Below are 16,014 nucleotides of genomic sequence, written 5' to 3'. Positions count from 1 at the left end.
TTACTCGGCGTGAGGCCCAGCGTTGGCCGCTAAAGTATCTTGGACAAAGGTCGACAGAGCATATATTCGTCGGTTCGTCGTGGGGGCTTAGGCGCGTTGTTTGGGCGGCTTGCTCCCCGCGATGAATGATGTGTCGCAAATGTAAACTGTTTTCATATAGCGCGTTGTGCGTTAAAAATACCAGCAGCCTGCTGAGTTTTTTAGGATTGAATGACCTCAGCAGGTTGCGATGAATGCAGGGAATGGGCGCTTTACCAAGGCCTAGTGCTAGTGCGCGATGGGACTTTATCGTTAATCTGCTAACAAGCCCCGCTGCTCGTTAACGCCGTGAGGATGTACCTCTTAGGTAATTACAAGGACATGGATGTCATGCTATCCCAAGGACTGCTTATCAGGCTCTGTCGCCTCTGGACTTGCCGCCCGCTCTGGCTCAAGACATTGTTAGGTATGTCAGTGGGCATCGGTGTTGGGCTGACCTTTGGTGAGCAAGCGCAATGGGTTAGGCCTATCGGCATTTACTTTGTCAGTGCAATTCAGGGATTAATGATTCCGCTGGTATTTTGCTCGATCATTACGGGTACTACGTCACTACTGAAAAGTAAGAAGCTAGATAGGGTCGGGGGTAAAGCCATTGGGCTATATCTGCTATCCACCGCGTTGGCTATCGGTATTGGCTTGATGATGGGCTGGCTATTGGAGCCGGGGAGTGGTGCCGGTTTGGGGGCTTATCAGCAGCCCACACCGTTGGCCCCAGCTATGTTAATCGATGAAGATGCCTCACGCGCGCTAGCTAGCCAAAACTGGAGCATTGCTGGGGATAAGATACTACCCATCATCATCTTTGCGATTGCGTTGGCGTTTTCTCTTAATGCCAGTGGTCGTCGTGGCCGGCCTGCGATTTTATTTTTTGCCTCACTGGCAGAAGGCATGTTCAAGCTGCTCCAAATGATCATGGTACTAGCACCCTATGGTGTCTGCGCCCTGATGGCGTGGATGGTCAGTATCCATGGGCTTGAACTCCTGCTGCCATTACTCAAAGTGATCGGTGTCCTCTATCTTGGCTGCATACTCCATGTTTTTGGTGTTTACACGCTCATGCTCTTGCTCTTAGCGCGCTTAAATCCGATCCATTATTTCAAAAGCATCGTTGATGCACAGGCAGTCGCCTTTACTAGTAGCTCTAGCATGACGACGTTACCCACTTGTCTCGCCTGCGCGGAAAGACGGCTGGGGGTATGCCATGTGATCACTGAAAAGGTGTTAGCGATTGGTGCCGTTTTTAATATGGATGGCACGGCGCTCTACCAAGGTGTTGCTGCATTATTCGTTGCACAAGCGTTTGGGGTTGATCTGCAGTTCGGGGATTACGTCACCATTGTTATCATTGCCACCTTAGCCAGCATAGGGACTGTAGGAACACCAGGAGCTGGGCTCCTGTTGTTATCCCTGACCTTGGCGGCGGTAGGCATTCCATTAGAAGGGGTGGCATTGCTTGCCGGGATCGACAGGCTGCTTGATATGGCACGCACGACGGTTAATGTGTCCGGTGACATCGTGGTTTCTGTATTAGTCGCGCAAAGTGAAAAAGGGCTCGATGTCGTGGTGTATAGCGACGTAAGTGCAGGCGAGGACATTGATTTTACCGTGCGCTGAGTCGAATTTAATTATCGTGAGGGTCGTGATGGCAGCACCAACAAACTTCGAAGATAGCGCCATTCTCTTCCCCGCATTGTCCACATAACCAACCATTACCTTGCCGCTGTTGATAGCGCTCGATGACCCGGCCCGCTTTACTGCGATCCTCTGCCCGAACAAGTAGCGTTACTTGAAGTAAATCTACCGGCAGCTCTCCCAGCGCTCCGGATAACCCATCGCCATTAAGCCGCACGGCAACGCCTTCGACTTCGAGCGCCCCTTTCAGCGCGTGGGCCTCAAGGGTGTGTGATGCTCTATAGAGATTGATCCAGTTATCCATGCCAGCCCCTTAATCAGGATAAAAACCACAAAAAATGAAACCCTGCAAAATGAGCAAAAGTCTCATCACAAGCAATCAGTGTTCTATCACTATGACGCTGACCGTTATGCTGCCAGAGAGGCCGCAATTAAAAATTGAGCGGCAAAATAACTACTGGTAGCCCACGCTTTGGCATAGGGAAACGGCTGGCGAAAATAGTAGAGCGCAAGGATGCTGTTGGAACAAAGAAACAGTAGCGACCCTACGAATATAGCGGCGCTACCTGCCGTCAACGATGCATGCCATGTTCCAGCGGCAACCCACACCATAGCGATAATGGTTAATATGTAGAGAAACACTGGGATCCGGACAATCCCCAGTTTACCCCACAGTAAACCAAATAAAGCGCCCGCGACGACCAGCAGTAACAGTGCATCCAATAGATTCAGCAGCAAAGGGCCCTGTGCGAAACCGACAATATAGCAAAGATGGGCAACTAGAAAAGCAGCAGCGCCCTGCATCGTGCGCTGGTGCGGTAACATCAGCAGCACATCGCCAGCCAGTGAAAGGCACAGGCCAAGTAAAATCCAAGCGTGTGAACCATCGTGGTCATACCCTTGATAGCCAAACGCCAATGCGATAATAAGCAACATGGTCAATGGCTTACTCAGGCCAAAATGTGGCATGTTTGATCTGTGTGCTACACGAACATGCCACCAGCCTGAGGCAATGATCAAAAAGCTTAACAGCATCCCCTACCTTCCTCTTATTCAACCGGCGTTCATTCTGAGGCATAAGCAGCCTAACAAATTAGGCTACTTGGTGTCAGTGTTTTGCACCTGCCTCCCGCAGCGATAAACACCGTGTCGGCGTACTACTCACGTTGACCGAGTCGAGCATGAAATAGTGACGTAATGACGTGGTGCTCTACATCTAAAGTCTAATTGCGTAGTTGCCCCTTATTGATGCATAAGGGAATAATCTGGAGGTGTGCTATGGAGGAAACAATGAAAAATTATCTGCCCGCGATTGATATCATGATGTGTCACTTAGGGATAAATTTTGAGCAAGCTTGTGAGCAATTAGGGCTGAACCCTCTTGAGCAAGAGACCTTAAGCAAGCTGCAAGAGCAGGAAAGAACCGAGTAAAATTTATCTGCACAAACACTTAGGGTATGTGACGTCATAGCTTCAATAGCAGTGATAATCGACCGACCCATACCCGTCCTGCCGTAGCCACTTTCTGTCCAATCGCAAGCTCCTTGCGCAGTTTCGTGGCCACACTCACTATGCTACTACAGATCGGTGGGAGTCCCATCTTCAGTCCTGTACGCGAACGTCCGATTACGCCTGATGGCTAATCGAACCTACGAGCTCTACCATTTTGTATCGAAAAGTGAATAGTTTTTAATATATTTTGTTTGATACTCCAACTCAGGAAATAATGACGCCTCATAGATCCCACAGAAGGAAAGCTCTTTTAATATTTTGTCTTTGAATTTTTTAGGTATAACAAAAGAGCGAGACATTTTATCAAACTCATCATTTATGTTAATGTATTGTCTGTTCGCTAGTATTTTTCCAGTGTGACAGGTGAAACAGCCTTGTTGGGTTATTAGTCTTTTATTTAAACGTTTAGGTGAATACATGAAGCCTGCATGTTTTATTCTGTAGTTTGTACCACCACGAAGCTCATTGAAAATTAAATCGAAGCCTACATTTATGGGCTGTCCGCGGAAGTTACCTTGAGGTGTCAATAGCTGCTCAAGTGGCTTGTTATTTATTGCTATCTGATTTCGAATGAAGCTAATATTACGTTCATCTATTATATTGAAAACTTTAATGAAAAGTTCTCTTAAATCATCAGCATCATTGAGTAATATCAATTCTCTTGTTAGTATTTCGCCGAAATTAAAGTTGTAATAATCAAAGGAATATATATCCTCTATGTAATCTGGTAAGAAGAATAGTCGCCCATCGATATCTTTATCTCCAGAACAAGCAAAATATAGAGCAACTAATACGTTTTCTGTCCAATCAAGAAGTCTTGTTGGTAATCCGTAATGTTGTGCATATGTCAAAAGCTCTAATGTATCGGTGTGGCGTTCTCTAGCTTCTGGATGAATTCTAACAAATTCACTGATTAGTTTATTTTCATCATAGTAATTACCATTGACGGGGCGGAATAGACTTGGGATAAGCTTATGACTTGAGTTAGAGTGCCCCCTAAACCACCAATTTTTAGAGTTGTGTGATTTTTCTGAAGTCGCTAGCCATATTGCGTCTGCAACACATTTAATTTCAATCGGATTGGTTTGGTTATTTATTTTCATACATTCCCATATAAAATAATGAGTTGAGAAAAATACTACTATAGTCTTTTATTCATATCAAAAATTTTAATTAAATATGTGATGTAACTTTAATTTTATTAATTATGACATTAGATTATTTTTGTGTCCTTCTAAAAGGAAGTTGTGGATTTTACTTTATTTTCAGTCATATTGCCGTTATTCATATATGCCGATAAGAACTTACACACCCTATTTCGTGTATCCATATAATAAAAAACGGCGCCTTAAGGCGCCGTTTTGAGATGTTGCTAACAAACCGTAATTACTGCAGCAGGGAGATATCCGCGACTTGCAGGAACAGGTTGCGCAGGTTGTTCAGCAGCGCCAGGCGGTTGGCCTTGAGGGCTTCGTCGTCGGCCATCACCATCACTTCGTTGAAGAAGGTATCGACCGGCTCGCGCAGGGCGGCCAGACGGGTGAGGGCGGCCTGATAGTCACCGGCAGCGAACAGCGGGGCCAGTTCGCCTTGCAGTTCGGCAACCTGGGTGGCCAGCGCCTTCTCGGCAGCATCGACCAGCAGTTCCGGTTTGACGGCAGTCGGCAGTTCGCCTTCGACCTTGGCCAGAATGTTGCTCACGCGCTTGTTGGCGGCAGCCAGTGCCAGTGCGGCATCCAGCGTGCGGAAGTGGCTGACGGCCTTGACGCGACGGTCGAAGTCGAGCGGACGGGTCGGGCGGCGGGCCAGTACGGCCAGCACCACGTCGGCACCGATGCCTTCGTCCTGATAGGCGGCGCGGAAGCGGCCCAGCATAAAGTCGACCACGTCGGTAACGACGGTTTTGTTGGTCAGCTTGTCGCCGTAGACGCGTACCGCTTCTTCAACCAGTTCAACCAGATCCAGATCCAGCTGCTTCTCGGTCATGATGCGCAGGGCACCGATGGCGGCGCGACGCAGGGCGAACGGGTCTTTGTCACCCTTGGGCAGCATGCCGATGCCGAAGATACCGGCCAGGGTGTCGAACTTGTCGGCCAGCGCGACGGCGCAGGCCACCAGACCGGACGGCAGGGCATCACCGGCAAAGCGCGGCATGTACTGCTCGTTGAGGGCCACGGCCACTGCTTCGTCTTCGCCATCGTGACGGGCGTAGTGCATCCCCATGACACCCTGGGTGTCGGTGAACTCGCCGACCATGTTGGTCATCAGATCGCACTTGGAGAGCAGGCCGGCACGCTTGGCCTGAGCCACGTTGGCACCGATGCGCTCGGCGATAAAGCCGGCGACGGTCTCGATACGCTCGACCTTGGCCTTGACGGTGCCAAGCTGTTGCTGGAACAGCACGGTTTCAAGGCGCGGCAGGCGGGAGGCCAGAGTCTGCTTGAGGTCGGTCTTGAAGAAGAACTCGGCGTCAGAGAGACGGGGGCGAACCACCTTCTCGTTGCCGCTGATGATCTGGCTCGGGTCTTTGGACTCGATGTTGGTGACGAAGATGAACTTCGGCAGCAGCTTGCCGTTCTTGTCGTAGACCGGGAAGTACTTCTGGTCACCCTTCATGGTGTGAACCAGCGCTTCAGCGGGAACGGCCAGGAACTTCTCTTCGAAGTTGGCGGTCAGCACCACCGGCCACTCGACCAATGCGGTCACTTCTTCGAGCAGAGCGTCATCCAGATCGGCAACGCCACCGAAGGCGGCAGCGGCCGCTTCGGCGTCAGCCTTGATCTTGGCCTTGCGCACCATAAAGTCGGCAACCACTTTGCCTTTTTCCAGCAGGATCTGCGGGTACTGGCTGGCGTTGTCGATGGTGAACTCGCTCTCGCCCATAAAGCGGTGACCGCGAATGGTGCGGGCAGAGTCGATACCCAGAATGGTGGCGGGAACCAGCTCGCCATCCAGCAGCAGGGTCACGGTGAACACCGGACGCACGAACTGGATGGTCTTGTCGCCCCAGCGCATCATTTTCGGGATGGGCAGCTTGGCCAGTGCAGCAGCAACCAGTTCGCCCAGCAGGTCGACGGCCGGACGGCCTTCGACCTTGGCGGTGTGAACCAGCCACTCGCCCTTGTCGGTAACCAGACGTTCTGCCTGCTCAACGGTGATGCCGTTGCCACGGGCCCAGCCTTCGGCAGCCTTGGTCGGCTTGCCATCGGCATCGAACGCCTGCGCCACGGCTGGGCCGCGCTTCTCGACGCTCTTGCTCGGCTGTTCGCCAGCCAGCTCGTGCACCTTCAGCGCCAGACGGCGCGGTGAAGCAAACCACTCGACGTCGCCGAAGGCCAGATCGGCCTTGCTCAGTTCGCTTTTGAGGTTGTCGGCAAAGGCTTCGGCCAGGGAGCGCAGGGCTTTGGGCGGCAGCTCAGCAGTACCGATCTCTACCAGAAATGTATGTTGTGCCATGTCCGTTCCTTAACCTTGCTTGTTCTCACTGCGCTGACGCTCTTCGTCGCTGCGCTGGCACATCGGGAAGCCCAGCGCTTCGCGGGAGGCGTAGTAGGCTTCCGCCACCGCCTTGGTCAGGGTGCGAATGCGCAGGATGTAGCGCTGACGCTCGGTGACCGAGATGGCCTTGCGGGCATCCAGCAGGTTGAAGGAGTGAGCGGCTTTGAGGATGCGCTCGTAGGCAGGCAGCGGCAGCGGTTTTTCCAGTGCCAGCAGGTTCTGGGCTTCCTTCTCGTACTGCTCGAAGCAGTGGAACAGGAACTCCACATCGGCGTGTTCGAAGTTGTAGGTGGATTGCTCCACTTCGTTCTGGTGGAACACGTCGCCGTAGGTGGTCTTGCCCAGCGGGCCGTCAGACCAGACCAGATCGTAGACGCTGTCTACGCCCTGAATGTACATGGCCAGACGCTCGAGACCGTAGGTGATCTCGCCGGTGACCGGCTTGCACTCGAGGCCGCCAACCTGCTGGAAGTAGGTGAACTGGGTCACTTCCATGCCGTTCAGCCACACTTCCCAACCCAGACCCCAGGCACCCAGTGTCGGGTTTTCCCAGTTGTCTTCCACGAAGCGGATGTCATGGATTTCAGGATCCATGCCCAGCTCTTTCAGGGAGCCCAGATAGAGTTCCTGAATGTTGTCGGGGGAAGGCTTGATGATCACCTGGAACTGGTAGTAGTGCTGCAGGCGGTTCGGGTTTTCACCGTAGCGGCCGTCAGTCGGACGGCGGGACGGTTGCACGTAGGCGCAGGCGATGGGCTCTGGGCCCAGCGCGCGTAAGCAGGTCATGGGGTGGGACGTACCGGCACCCACTTCCATATCCAGCGGCTGAATGATGGTACAGCCCTGGCGGGACCAATAGTCCTGCAGCTGCAGGATCAGGCCCTGAAAGGTTTTGACATCGAATTTTTGCATAATTTTTTTCGCGCGAAGTGAAAATCAGAGCAAGATTTGCTGAATGTGAACCGAGGGAGTATACCGTCTGGCATGGTCGGATAATAGGCGAAATTGCAGGGGATTCATGAGATTGAGCCCCGTTACGCCGTCGATATTGGCGCTTTACGCGCCACGTTGCCCAGCGCCATGAGCCGCTCGGGTATCAACCTAATCACCGGAGATACGTAGGATGGAACTGCGCTGCGCCTGGGTAACCAAAGACCCAGAATATATTCAGTACCATGACCAGCAGTGGGGCCGGCCGGTCTATGACGCCCGCGAGCTGTTTGCCAAGCTCTGCCTCGACGGCCAGCAGGCGGGGCTGTCGTGGATCACCATCTTGAAGCGCACTGACAGCTATTACCGCGCCTATGCCGACTTTGATCCGGTGCAGATTGCCCAGTTCGACGAGCAGGATGTGGATAGATTGATGCAGGACAGCGGCATTATCCGCAACCGACTCAAGGTGCAGTCGATCATCAGAAATGCCCGCGCTTATCTGGCGTTGCAGCAGCAGGGCATCGACTTTGCCGATTACCTGTGGGGCTTTGTCGGCGGTGCCCCCATGGTCAACCAGCGCCAGGGTAACGGCGATATTCCGGCCACCTCAGCGGAGTCGGATGCCATGGCGAAGGCGCTCAAGAAGCTCGGCTTCAACTTTGTCGGCAGCACCATCTGTTACGCCTTTATGCAGGCGGTGGGAATGGTGAACGATCATCTGGTCAGCTGTCCTTGCCACCGCGAGTGTCAGCTGCCGCGCTAATTGGGGCATTCCTGTTAGTTGTGCAAAAAGACACCACTCTCGCGGTTAATTCAGGCTTGCGTCAGGCAATGGCGTGCAGGCAGGTTACAATTCGGCACCCGGCATAGGGCCGGATTAGATGATTACTAGAGGTTTTTTCATGCGAGCCAAAATTTTGGTGCCAGCGTTGGCGCTGACCGTTGCCCTCAGTGGCTGTACAACTAACCCCTACACTGGCGAATCCCAGACCTCCAAAGGGGCGTGGGGCGTGCTGGCTGGCGCCGCTGCGGGGGCGGCGGTCGGGGCGCTCTCCTCCAGCAAAGGGGATCGCAAAAAGGGGATTCTGACTGGAGTGGCCGCAGGGGCGGCGCTGGGTGGCGGTATCGGCTACTACATGGACGTGCAAGAAGCCAAGCTGCGCGAGAAGCTTGAAGGCACTGGGGTGAGCGTCACCCGTAATGGTGACGAGCTGATCCTCAATATGCCCAACAACGTTACCTTCGATAGCGCCAGTTCCCAGCTCAAAGCCGCTGGCGCCAACACCCTTTCTGGCGTCGCCATGGTGGTGGCCGAGTTCGACAAAACTCGCCTGAACGTGGTTGGCCACACCGACAGCACTGGTGCTCGTGACCTGAACATGAAGCTCTCCCGTGATCGGGCGGATTCCGTCGCTGCCCAGCTGATTGGCCACGGGGTGGCCGGTAGCCGTATCGCCACCACGGGCGTTGGCCCAGATCAGCCGGTTGCCAGCAACAGCACCGCCGAGGGCAAGGCGCAGAACCGCCGCGTGACCATTACCCTGACGCCGACCGCCTAAGTCGCCCGAGGTTCAGGTAGCAAAAGGCCCCGCCAGCAATGGCGGGGCCTTTTCGGTTGCGGCGGGCGCTAAGTTAAACAGCAGCCGTCAGCTGCACTTCCACCTTGTAGCCTTCATGGGCGAGGCGCGCTTGCACACAGGCCCGCACCGGTGCGGTGCCAGTAGGAATCCACTGATCCCACAGGGCATTGAACGCCGCGATGTCGCCAATGTCTTTGAGATAAATATTGGCCATCAGGATCTTGTCGACGCCGGAGCCATTGGCTTCTAGCAGGCGTTGCAGGCTGCTCAGCACTTCGCGGGTTTGCTGGTGAATATCCGCTTCATCGGTCGCGGGCACTTCCACCACGTAGAGGGTGCCGTTGTGGATGACGACATCAGACCAACGCTGGGTGGTGCCGATTCGGGTAATAGTGGGCATGGGAACTCCGTTGCTCGGGATTACTGACCCTTACGGATCAGGTAGCGGTAGGGCAGTTGGTCTGTCTCGCTGGCAATCAGGGTGTGATCCATAAAGCGGCAGAAACTGGGAATATCGCGGGTGGTGGATGGATCATCGGCATGCACCAACAGGGTCTCCCCTTCGCCAATCAGGCGGATTTTTTTACGCACCATCATCACGGGTTCTGGGCAGCGCAAGCCGATGGCATCGAGCTCATGGGTTGCACCGCAGAATAAATCACTCATCTATTATCCACCCTCACGCTATTCGGCGGCCAATGATACTCAGGGCTAAAAAATAATCAAACAAAGCCCTGATAAGGCAGCACATCTCACTAAAATTCACGCTTTTCCTACCGAGTTTGCTGCTTATGAGTAATATAAAAATTGAACCATATTCAACAAGGAGGTGTGAATATGCAGGTCTCTTACAGCAGGTTACAAGCCTATGCAGGCATGGGTTTTTTATCTTTCGCCATGATGGTGATGGGGAGTCCAATCGGTAATACCGGCACTTGGTTTGGTACCCTAGTGATGGTGGGATTAGGGGTCTGGATCGAATTTAGCGATTGCTACGATGATGATGAAGATGAAAACGATCCATCCTGACCCTCACCGGCAGGAGCGAACAAAGGCGGCATGATGCCGCCTTTGTTATTGATGGCGATCAGCGGGTCGAGCGCATGGCCCGCTCTAGGTGCAGCGCAGTCTGCTGCGGATCTGCGCTGGGGTCGTTAAAGAAGCTACTGAGCACATCCATGATCGCTTGGCGCATGTTGGTCGGCACGGCCATCCCCTCGGCCATGCTGGGTAACAGACTATCTTGCTGTTCTGCCAGTAAAAAATCTTGATGAGATCGAATAGCACACCGATCAAATCCCTTCATATCCAGCTTAATGAGCGCCGGGATCGAGCCTTTGGCTTGGTTAAATTGCTGCTGGAATGTCGGGGTCATCAGCAGGTTAACCAGCTGGTTTTGGGCATGGTTCTGGGCCGGGTCGCGCTGTTTGAACAGGGCGATGGAGTCGAGGTTGTAGCTAAACAGCCCTTGGCTGCCGGGGCTTGGCAGGCAGATGATGTCTTCGCCCGGCCGATAGTGACCGGCGCTCAGCTCCCCTTTGACCCAGTCCCCCATCAGCTGCATCGCCGCCCCACCACTTTCCAGCAGATTGGTTGCCTGATGCCACTTCATCCCCGCATATTTTTGCGGCACATAGCTGCGCAGCTGCTGGAAGCGAGTCAGCACCCGCACCATGTCGGGGCCAGTCAGGGTGGCGCTCTCTTGGTCGAGAAACGCCTTGCGGTAAAAGGCCTTGCCCCCTTCCCCCAGCGCTACCACTTCAAACAACACTGCGAGCTGCCAAGGCTCATTGCCGATGGCGAGCGGGGTGATGCCCTCTCGCTTGAGCTGCTCGGCGATGGTGACAAACTGGGCCCAGTCGCCGGGCGGAGTCAGCTGCTGCTGCTCGAATACCTTGCGGTTGAGCCACAGCCAGTTGACCCGATGGATACCGGTGGGCACCGCCATCAGGGCCCCCTGTTGGCTCAGGCTCTCGCGGATCATTGGTGGCAGTTGATCATACCAACCAAGCTGCTCAGCCATGGGGGTTAGATCGCGCAAAAAGCCCAATCCGGCCCACTCTTTGAGCTCGTAGCCCTTCAGGTTGGCGGCCTCCGGCGGATTGGCGGCCAGCGCGCGACTTTTCAGCACCGTCATGGCGCTCTTGCCGCCGCCCCCTTGTACGGCAAAATCGCTCCACTGATTGCCTTGCGCCACCCATTGTGACTTGAGCACTTCCACTGCACGGGCCTCACCACCCGAGGTCCACCAATGGAGCACCTCGACCTGCGCCGCACTCACCGCAGGGGAGAGCAGCGCGCTAAGGGACAACAGACACCATTTCATACCATTTACTGCCTTGGTAACGAGAGCGTGGCTTGCAAACCACCTTGCGGACGATTTTCCAGCACCAGATCGCCGCCGTGGGCGTGGGCGATGTTGCGGGCGATCCCCAGACCTAAGCCTGAGCCCGCTTGATCCGTGCTGAGCCGATAATAGGGTTCGAAGATCCGTTCAAACTGGTCGGGGGGCAGGCCGGGTCCCTCATCCATGATGAACAGGGTCAGGATCTCGGCGTCATCCATGATGATGACGCGTACCCGTTGGCCATAGCGGATGCCGTTATCGAACAGATTGCCGATGCAGCGCTTGAGGGCCAGCAGCTTGCCACGATAGGGCCACTTGCAGTGGCCTTCGATGGTCAGCCGTTGGTCGTGAAGATTGAGCGACTCCGCCATCTGTTCAAGCAGGGCATTGATGTCGATTTGCTCGATATTCTCGTGAATATCGGTCTCTTTCACCGTCTGCAGCGCCCCTTTCACCATCAGCTCTAGCTCGTCGAGATCCTTGTTGAACTTGCCAATTTGCTGCTCATTACCAAGCAGTTCAACCCGCAACCGCAGCCGGGTGATGGGGGTTTTGAGATCGTGGGAAATCGAGCTGAACAGCCGCTCCCGATCATCGATATAACGGCGAATGCGGTGTTGCATGATGTTAAAGGCGCGGGTTGCCGCCACGATCTCCGAGGCCCCCTCTTCCTTGAGAGGAGGCTGATCGATATCTTTGCCTAAATTGACGGCGGCCTTGGCGAGGCGGCGCAGTGGCCGAGTTTGCCAGCGCACCAACATAAAGGTGAAGAAACAGAGAAACACCGTCATCAGGGCGATAAAACGCAGCTGATTGCTTGGCATCACGGTGTCATCCAGCGTCATGTAAGGCGCTGGCAGATAGAGCCACTCTCCCGGTTTGATCTCAATCTGCGTCACCAAAATTGGCGGATTAAGAGGCTCAAGCGACAAGGCATAGCGTGCCCACGAGGAGGGTAAGTCAGCCAGTAGGGTCTCGTTGTTAAAGACGTGCAACTCATCGGGCCGGGAAAAATCGACTTTGATCGTCATCGCATCGGAGAGTTTACCGGCTAGCACTTTTTGCACTTCCCGCAGCACCAGCGTTTTGCGCTCACTGTCGGGAATGGCCCGAATATGGATTTCATCCTCGTTGAGCGACACGAAGAAGCGGCTGCCGCCCATATTGCGCAACTGATCCAGCGCGATATGGCGATATTGCAGTGGCAGTGACTTAAAGAAGCTGACCGTTGACGCGGCCGACATGGCCAAGTTACGGGAGGTACTGAGCATCCCTTCCAGCTCACGCTTTTGGATCTGCTGCATCCAGATGCCGGTCAAAATGGTTTGCGACAACAAAATCGCCAGCAATAGCAGCAAGATCATCCGTGACAGCAGGGAGCGGGGCAGCAGTGCCCGCCACGACCAGGTGTGGCTCATGGCAGCTCGTGTACCTCGGCGATCAGCATGTAACCGCTGCCGCGAATGGTTTTGATGATCCGTGGGCTCTTGCCGTTATCCCCCAGTTTTTGGCGTAGTCGGCTGATCTGCACGTCGATCCCCCGTTCCATCGGCAGGCTTTCGCGGCCACGGGTCGCATCGGAGATGGTATCCCGATCCAGTACCACCCCGGGTTGTTGCAACAACATGCCAAGCAACTGGGCATCGCTGCCAGAGAGATCCAACAGGCTGCCGTCGTCGCGGGTGAGCTGGTGGCTCAGGGTGTCGAGGGTCCACTCGGCAAACCGCAGGCGGCGGCTCGGCTCCTTCTCTTTTTCTGGCTGGCGAAATTCGGCGCGCCTTAGCAGCGCTTTGATCCGGGCGAGTAGCTCGCGGGGGCTGAAGGGCTTGGCGATATAGTCATCGGCCCCCAGCTCAAGGCCGATCACCCGATCGGCTTCGTCGGAGGCGGCAGTCAGCATGATGATGGGCACTTGAGAGTCACGCCGGATCTGTTGGCAGAGGGTAAACCCATCGTCGCCGGGCATCATGATATCCAGAATAATCAGGTCCGGACTGTGCAGGGCGAGTTGCTGGCGCATCTCATCCCCTTCTGCTGCGGTTAATACTGCAAAGCCCGCTCGGGTCAGGTACTCGTTGAGCAGCTCGCGGATCTCTTGGTCGTCATCGACGATCAGCAACTGTTTGCTCATTGACATATGTATGTGTATCCACCCATTTTTGTGCAGATTGAACCTGTCGGGACCGCAAAAAGCAAGTTAGCGTCCTATCAAATGTGCAGGCCAAGATCGGCCATTAACGCTAACTGACTGAAAACAAAAAAAAGGCCGCCTCAAGCGAGAGCGGCCAACGCGCAGATCCAGTCGGTGGCGTTGCAAGATGGCACCACCACCGTAAGTCACTACTAGGTCGATTTCACCTAGCTCACTACTTGTTCACATTGCGCGTGCGGGTCGGGTCTAGACCCGTTCAAACACGGTGGCGATCCCCTGACCCAGACCGATACACATGGTGGCCACCCCCAGCGTGGCATCCTGCTCCTCCATCAGATTGATGAGGGTGGTAGAGATGCGTGCACCGGAGCAGCCGAGCGGGTGACCGAGGGCAATGGCGCCGCCATTGAGGTTGACCTTCTCCTCCAGCTTATCGAGTAGCCCGAGGTCCTTCACGCAGGGCAGCGACTGGGCGGCAAACGCCTCGTTCAGCTCGAACAGGTCGATGTCGCCAACGGTCAGGCCAGCCCGCTTGAGCGCCTTCTGGGTCGCCGGTACTGGGCCGTAACCCATGATGGCGGCATCGCAGCCAGCGATGGCCATGGCCCGAACCTTGGCGCGGGGCGTGAGGCCGAGCGCCTTGGCGCGATCTGCGCTCATCACCAGCATGGCGGCGGCGCCATCGGACAGCGCTGAAGAGCTGCCAGCAGTGACGGTGCCGTTGACCGGATCAAAGGCGGGCCGTAACTGGCTTAGGCCATCGACCGTGGTCTCTGGGCGGATCACTTCGTCGTAGTCGTAGAAGAAGCGGGCGCCGCTGGCGTCATGGCCTTCCAGCCCGACGATCTCCTTGGCAAAGCGCCCTGCCACGGTCGCAGCATAAGCGCGGCGGTGGGAGCGGGCCGCAAATTCGTCCTGCTGCGCCCGGCTAATGCCGTGTAGCTTGCCGAGCATCTCGGCAGTCAGCCCCATCATGCCGGAGGCTTTGGCCACCGACTTGGCCATACCGGGGTGGAAGTCTACCCCATGATTCATCGGTACGTGGCCCATGTGCTCGACGCCGCCGATGATGAAGATGTCGCCATCGCCCACTTGAATGGCGCGGGACGCATCGTGCAGCGCCTGCATGGAGGAACCACACAGCCGGTTGACGGTGACCGCCCCCACTTGCTTGGGAATACCCGCCAGCAGCGCGGCGTTGCGGGCAATGTTGAAACCCTGCTCTAAGGTCTGCTGGACGCAGCCCCAGTAAATATCCTCAATCTCGTTCGGGTCGAGCTTGGGGTTACGCAGCAGGATGGAGGTCATCAGGTGTGCCGACAGATCTTCTGCCCGCACGTGGCGAAAGGCCCCGCCCTTGGACCGGCCCATCGGGGTCCGGATGCAGTCGACAATCACTACGTCTTTCATCAATGGATCTCCTTTGGGCAATCAGTAGAAGGTGTTGCCTTGGGCGGCCATCTCGCGCAAGCGGTCGCTGACGCGGTAGAGCGGGCCCAAGTCGGCATACTGGTCGGCTTGCGCCACATAAGCGGCCAACCCGATGGTATCGAGATAACGGAACACGCCACCACGGAAGGGGGGGAAACCCAGCCCGTAGACCAGCGCAATGTCGGCTTCGGCTGGCGTGGCAACGATGCCCTCTTCGAGGCAAAGCACCACCTCGTTGATCATCGGGATCATCATGCGAGCGATGATGGCGTCCTTGTCGAAATCCTGTTTCGGCTTGGCAATGGGGGCCAGCAGCTCGTAGCTAGCTGCGTCGGCCACCTTCTTCGGCTTGCCCTTCTTGTCCTGCTCGTAGGCGTAGAAGCCCTTGCTGTTCTTCTGACCGAAGCGGTTCACTTCGTACATCACGTCGATGGCAGTGCGACCTTCCTTGCTCATGCGTGCCGGGAAGCCCTGCGCCATCACGTCACCGGCATGGTGACCGGTGTCGATGCCGACTACGTCCAGCAGGTAGGCGGGGCCCATGGGCCAGCCGAACTCTTTCTCCATCACCTTGTCGACGGCGGCGAAGTCGGCGCCATCGGCGACCAGCTTGTTGAAGCCGAAGAAGTAGGGGAACAGCACCCGGTTGACGAAGAAGCCCGGGCAGTCGTTGACCACCACCGGGGACTTGCCCATGGCGGCGGCATAGGCCACCACGCGGTTGATGGTTTCATCGGAGGTCTGCTCGCCGCGGATGATCTCCACCAGTGGCATGCGGTGCACCGGGTTGAAGAAGTGCATGCCGCAGAAGTTCTGCGGGCGCTTCAGCCCCTTGGCCAGCAGGGAGATGGGAATGGTGGAGGTGTTGCTGGCGAGCACGGCGTCGTCAC

At 55.5% G+C, this 16,014-nt stretch carries 17 protein-coding genes; 5 read left to right on the top strand and 12 right to left on the bottom strand.

Translation table 11 applies throughout. The features are described 5' to 3' along the window. Positions 1-369 precede the first annotated feature (369 nt). Positions 370-1,653 (top strand): dicarboxylate/amino acid:cation symporter, encoded by a 1,284-nt coding sequence (locus CUC53_RS05860; protein WP_100293312.1) that lies wholly within the window; start codon positions 370-372, stop codon positions 1,651-1,653. A 7-nt stretch (positions 1,654-1,660) separates the two neighbouring features. Here CUC53_RS05860 and CUC53_RS05855 read toward each other — a convergent pair whose 3' ends face one another. After that, entirely contained in the window at positions 1,661-1,975 is a 315-nt protein-coding gene (locus CUC53_RS05855; RefSeq protein WP_100293285.1) for a putative signal transducing protein, read from the bottom strand. Between the two features lie 104 nt (positions 1,976-2,079). Further along, positions 2,080-2,706, bottom strand: a complete 627-nt coding sequence (locus CUC53_RS05850; RefSeq protein WP_100293284.1) for a lysoplasmalogenase — start codon at positions 2,704-2,706, stop codon at positions 2,080-2,082. Positions 2,707-2,961: 255 nt separating this feature from the next. On the opposite strand from CUC53_RS05850, the gene CUC53_RS05845 reads away from it, so the two are divergent. Next, positions 2,962-3,102 carry a hypothetical protein gene (locus tag CUC53_RS05845; protein ID WP_167386693.1) on the top strand — a complete coding sequence of 47 codons (141 nt, stop codon included), beginning with the start codon at positions 2,962-2,964 and terminating at the stop codon, positions 3,100-3,102. Between the two features lie 227 nt (positions 3,103-3,329). Here the strand turns inward: CUC53_RS05845 and CUC53_RS05840 are convergent, their stop codons facing one another. From CUC53_RS05840 to glyQ, 3 genes are all read right to left on the bottom strand, one after another. Next, positions 3,330-4,286, bottom strand: coding sequence for an FRG domain-containing protein (locus CUC53_RS05840; protein WP_100293282.1), 957 nt, complete (start codon positions 4,284-4,286; stop codon positions 3,330-3,332). Between the two features lie 283 nt (positions 4,287-4,569). Further along, positions 4,570-6,639 (bottom strand): glycine--tRNA ligase subunit beta, encoded by a 2,070-nt coding sequence (gene glyS / locus CUC53_RS05835; RefSeq protein ID WP_100293281.1) that lies wholly within the window; start codon positions 6,637-6,639, stop codon positions 4,570-4,572. Between the two features lie 9 nt (positions 6,640-6,648). Next, a complete protein-coding gene (glyQ, locus tag CUC53_RS05830) occupies positions 6,649-7,593 on the bottom strand; it encodes a glycine--tRNA ligase subunit alpha (protein WP_100293280.1) in 945 nt (314 codons plus the stop codon). A gap of 211 nt (positions 7,594-7,804) precedes the next feature. Between glyQ and CUC53_RS05825 the strand changes: the two genes are divergently transcribed. Then, complete coding sequence (locus CUC53_RS05825) at positions 7,805-8,377, top strand: DNA-3-methyladenine glycosylase I (protein WP_100293279.1); 573 nt, start codon at positions 7,805-7,807, stop codon at positions 8,375-8,377. Between the two features lie 139 nt (positions 8,378-8,516). Further along, positions 8,517-9,173, top strand: a complete 657-nt coding sequence (locus CUC53_RS05820) for an OmpA family lipoprotein (RefSeq protein WP_100293278.1) — start codon at positions 8,517-8,519, stop codon at positions 9,171-9,173. A 73-nt stretch (positions 9,174-9,246) separates the two neighbouring features. On the opposite strand, the gene CUC53_RS05815 is transcribed toward CUC53_RS05820, so the two are convergent. After that, complete coding sequence (locus CUC53_RS05815; RefSeq protein ID WP_100293277.1) at positions 9,247-9,594, bottom strand: RidA family protein; 348 nt, start codon at positions 9,592-9,594, stop codon at positions 9,247-9,249. Between the two features lie 20 nt (positions 9,595-9,614). Continuing rightward, positions 9,615-9,860: a sulfurtransferase TusA gene (gene tusA, locus CUC53_RS05810; RefSeq protein WP_100293276.1), complete on the bottom strand. Its 246-nt coding sequence runs from the start codon at positions 9,858-9,860 to the stop codon at positions 9,615-9,617. 171 nt (positions 9,861-10,031) lie between these two features. On the opposite strand from tusA, the gene CUC53_RS05805 reads away from it, so the two are divergent. Beyond that, positions 10,032-10,223: a hypothetical protein gene (locus CUC53_RS05805; RefSeq protein ID WP_100293275.1), complete on the top strand. Its 192-nt coding sequence runs from the start codon at positions 10,032-10,034 to the stop codon at positions 10,221-10,223. A gap of 58 nt (positions 10,224-10,281) precedes the next feature. Here the strand turns inward: CUC53_RS05805 and CUC53_RS05800 are convergent, their stop codons facing one another. The 5 genes from CUC53_RS05800 to CUC53_RS05780 form a co-directional block, all read right to left on the bottom strand. Next, positions 10,282-11,520: an ABC transporter substrate-binding protein gene (locus tag CUC53_RS05800; protein ID WP_100293274.1), complete on the bottom strand. Its 1,239-nt coding sequence runs from the start codon at positions 11,518-11,520 to the stop codon at positions 10,282-10,284. Between the two features lie 5 nt (positions 11,521-11,525). After that, positions 11,526-12,959, bottom strand: coding sequence for an ATP-binding protein (locus CUC53_RS05795; RefSeq protein ID WP_167386695.1), 1,434 nt, complete (start codon positions 12,957-12,959; stop codon positions 11,526-11,528). Next, positions 12,956-13,678, bottom strand: coding sequence for a response regulator (locus tag CUC53_RS05790; protein ID WP_167386694.1), 723 nt, complete (start codon positions 13,676-13,678; stop codon positions 12,956-12,958). Before CUC53_RS05790 ends, CUC53_RS05795 begins: the two co-directional genes overlap by 4 nt. 261 nt (positions 13,679-13,939) lie before the next feature. Continuing rightward, positions 13,940-15,103: an acetyl-CoA C-acyltransferase FadA gene (gene fadA, locus CUC53_RS05785; RefSeq protein ID WP_100293272.1), complete on the bottom strand. Its 1,164-nt coding sequence runs from the start codon at positions 15,101-15,103 to the stop codon at positions 13,940-13,942. Between the two features lie 21 nt (positions 15,104-15,124). Beyond that, positions 15,125-16,014: 3-hydroxyacyl-CoA dehydrogenase family protein (locus CUC53_RS05780; protein ID WP_236757878.1), on the bottom strand; the 890-nt coding region annotated here is incomplete at its 5' end.

Origin of the sequence: Aeromonas cavernicola (assembly GCF_002795305.1) — a bacterium.
Lineage (GTDB): Bacteria > Pseudomonadota > Gammaproteobacteria > Enterobacterales > Aeromonadaceae > Aeromonas > Aeromonas cavernicola.
Note: the sequence above shows the minus strand (reverse complement) of the source record. Positions and strands in the feature narration are given on the sequence as shown.